This is a genomic window from Limnobaculum eriocheiris (assembly GCF_021010575.1).
GTDB lineage: Bacteria > Pseudomonadota > Gammaproteobacteria > Enterobacterales > Enterobacteriaceae > Limnobaculum > Limnobaculum eriocheiris.
Window position 1 is genome coordinate 1 of record NZ_JAJNAG010000083.1, and the last position, 3458, is coordinate 3458.

Annotated in this window: 4 protein-coding genes; 2 read left to right on the plus strand and 2 right to left on the minus strand. The window is 35.4% G+C overall.

What is annotated here, in order from left to right; translation table 11 throughout:
• On the minus strand, positions 1-74 hold a 74-nt coding region (locus LPW36_RS17480), incomplete at its 3' end, for an IS1 family transposase (RefSeq protein WP_338085967.1).
• Between the two features lie 374 nt (positions 75-448).
• Here LPW36_RS17480 and LPW36_RS17485 point away from each other — a divergent pair.
• A complete protein-coding gene (locus LPW36_RS17485) occupies positions 449-2455 on the plus strand; it encodes a lipase family protein (protein WP_230611864.1) in 2007 nt (668 codons plus the stop codon).
• Positions 2406-3185 carry a hypothetical protein gene (locus LPW36_RS17490; RefSeq protein ID WP_230611866.1) on the plus strand — a complete coding sequence of 260 codons (780 nt, stop codon included), beginning with the start codon at positions 2406-2408 and terminating at the stop codon, positions 3183-3185. The genes LPW36_RS17485 and LPW36_RS17490 overlap by 50 nt, the downstream gene beginning before the upstream one ends.
• 164 nt (positions 3186-3349) lie before the next feature.
• Here LPW36_RS17490 and LPW36_RS17495 read toward each other — a convergent pair.
• Positions 3350-3458 (minus strand): IS1 family transposase (locus LPW36_RS17495; RefSeq protein ID WP_230608631.1); only part of this gene is annotated, 109 nt, incomplete at its 5' end.

Below are 3458 nucleotides of genomic sequence, written 5' to 3' on the forward strand. Positions count from 1 at the left end.
GAGGTGGAATGACCGTTTCGGATCACATCACTCGTTTCAGAACAGCGGGGACAAACTACATCAATCTTTGCCATCAATCATCCAAAGGGCGAAGAATACCACAACACTAAATATGCGTCACGACCATATTTTCCTTATTTTAATTATCACTGGTTTTTATATATCTATCATTATTTCAATGATTCGATTTTTCAAATTGAATGAACGAGTAAAAAAGCTAACCTATATTCAAATACCATTTCGCTTATTGTGTTCTGCCCCCTCGTTATCATTAGTTTTACTGGTGTTACGTGGGACAGATAATTATTCTGCTGTTTCAGTTTTTTTCCTTTGGGTTGTTTCTGAAGTAGTGAAGGTTTTATCAATACGCTCTGTAAATAAAGCATAAACGTGTTTTTCAATGTCCAGGAAACGGAAATTATTAAAATAATCAGAAGGAAAGGTTGAGATGAGTGAGACCAGAACATCAAATTCAGGAGAATATGGTAAAGCAGCTGCTCCAAATCAAAAACGTTACCGGGGTGAAATAAAGCTGGTAGACGATCATGATAATCCTGTTTCCGGTATGACTTACTGGGTAGATAATCAGGAAACTCGTGATAAGAGAGTAGCTCAGTACACAGGAATCAGCGATGCGGATGGTGTTATCCGTCTGGAAAATTTAGCGTATTCAGATGTGACGTTAACTATAGATGCTCAGCCACTTGCGGATGAGATGGAAAAACGGACGTTGAAATCTAAGTGGGTTACGCCGTATCAGATGAAAATGACGCCGGCTATTCCTGATACAAAAACTAAAAATATCGTATACCAAGTGGTAATTGGACAGCTTTGTAACAGTATTCCAAAACAAGAAATTGACAGACAAGAAGTGGCTAACCCTAGCCAGATGAATAAAGATGAGAAAAAGGCAGATCAGAATGAAGGGGCGGTAGAGCAGGATAAGAAAAAGGTAGAATTGGCTGAGATTTCATTTCATTTTCCGGACCCGCAGTTTTCCGGGTTAACGATTGCTGCGATGTATTTAATGGAACAGCAGGTTGTGGTTAAGATCTGTCCATTTCGGGCATGGAACTTGGTGCTGCACCATCAGAAAGAATACTCTATGGTAAATGCATATAATCTGGGATTTATGGCTAATATTACTTATGAAAAGGAAGAGTTTTTTAATCGGTTTATGAAAAATTTTTGGGATCTGTCAACAATCCCAAGTTTAAAAAATGACCGTCAGCTTTTTTACGCAGTTGTTAAAGACGTGCCTTTTAGTGAGGGATACACCGTCAATCAATTTTTGAATACGGATATGCCAAAGGGAGGAGAAGGTGATTCTCAACTTTTTTACATTGCGAATAATAATATGATTCTTGTGTCCTGGCGGGGCTCTCAGGAAGGGCCTGATTGGGTGTCGAACTTTACTTTCCGGCCGATTCCACATCAGTTAGAGCTAGAGGATAAAAAGGGTTTTGTTCATAAGGGTTTTTGGGAGGCTTTTGATATAGCAAGGAAAAAATTTGGAGAAGATTTTGATAAAATTAAAGAAATTGCTAGTGACAAGAAAAGGAAATTGTTTATTTCTGGTCATAGTCTAGGTGGTGCGTTATCAGTTATTCATTCAGCGGTTCTTAAAAGTTATGAACCACTTGTATATACTTATGGTATGCCGCGGGTATTTACTTATGGGGTTGTTAGGCAATTGCAGAATGTTATGCATTACCGCCATGTTAATGACGGTGATTTGGTAACATTTGTTCCACCTCAAGCTGAGTTGGATAGTAAAATGTATGATATCTGGGGATCATTAGGGACATATTACGGTACATGGGCATCAATGTTGCAGTGGATATCTTTATCAACGGATATTGATGAACAGAAAAAGAATGAGTTGTATGTTCATCACGGCGATGTAGTCTTATTTTTTAAAGCGCAACAATCTGTAGTATATAATATACATGTCCCTGAAAATAATGAAGATGCTATGCAAGATTTTACTATTCGTGGCACTTTACCACTTGAAGCAAAATTTTATCTGGTATCAACACTTAGTGAAGAGCAATATGTACAAAGTGAGGTATGTCAGCGTAATTTTGTAGATTGTGCAGATAAACAGAGCTTGCGAGAGTTTTTTCCTGCTTATGAAACCCCAACAAGGGATTCTATTAAAAATCCACTACATCATTTTATGCCTGACCGGTATATTCCTTTCCTGAATAATCAACTAATTGAATTAGTAGATACAAAAAGAAGTATGATAAGAAAAGATAAGCGGCAAGAGTTTATTGATCAGATGAAAAAGCATGAAATTCATTTATCAAAAGATGAAAAGAAACGAAATCAGTTGTTTATTTCAATGCAATCAGCTTTGCAAAATACGTTAACCGTTACTCAGGAATTACAGGGGGGGGAAGATGCACTGTCAAGATTTAAACAAACAGCCAAAGAAGACGTTGAAAAATAAGTTACTATTTTGGGGAAGTGTAGCGCTTATTATTGGTGGTGGTTATATTTATATGTCATTACCTGAAGATCCTAGAAGAGTTAGTATTTCGATTGAATTACCCGCAGAAACAGAGGCATTGCCTTACGAAGTCAGATATCGTTCTAGTATTTGTAAAAATAAATACAGAGATGGTGATTTCAACGCGCGTTATGAAGATGATCGACGTTATGTTGAAGTAATACCTAAAAAACAGGGGGGAAGTAATATCTATAAAGAAACTATTTCTGTTGATGATGGAGGGTATTGCAAATGGAAATTGAGTAATATAATAATTGGATTTCAATATAAAAAAAATTCTTCTATTCTGAACAATATTGAAGAGAATACTCCAGTAAAAGTAAAGTTTGTTTTTGATGATTATGCTTCGGCTACATCAAATAGACAGCCTAAAGAAGAGTATAATGATTTTATTGTACAAAAAAATTATTATCCATTAAAGAAAGAGTTTATTGATAATAATAGAAAATCAATCGTATCCATTAAAGGAGAACAAAACTCTTTAACATATCAGCTATATATACCAAATGAAATAGTTTACAAACCAATACTTCATACTAATAAAATGGTTACTGTTATAGAACCTGCAAATCGTGAAGATAAATTTAAAATTATTTATCCAGATGGAACTATCACAGATGTTGATTCTGCTTATCCTTTAGATTTTGAAAAAATCATAAATATGAGATGAAGATGATAGAGTAATGGAAGGAATGTTGATAAATAAGTTATTATTTCACGATAGCGTTTTCATAAAAAATCAATCATCAATAAATGTAAATTAAAATTTCGCTCATTAATTCAGAAGCTGTATTATTTCTTATATTTGATAACCCGATGGGTCGTGACGCAGATTTAGTGGTAATGATTGATCGTCAGATACCATCCGATGATCTTATCGTGCATTTCTTCTGACTTTGAGAAGCAGATAGTCTTGCGGGTCAACCGTTTAAGATGGGTTCGC

Bases quoted from the DNA above. Each gene is read 5' to 3' on its own strand.
- LPW36_RS17485 (WP_230611864.1), top strand. From the start codon at position 449: ATGAGTGAGACCAGAACATCAAATTCAGGAGAATATGGTAAAGCAGCT.
- LPW36_RS17490 (WP_230611866.1), top strand. From the start codon at position 2,406: ATGCACTGTCAAGATTTAAACAAACAGCCAAAGAAGACGTTGAAAAAT.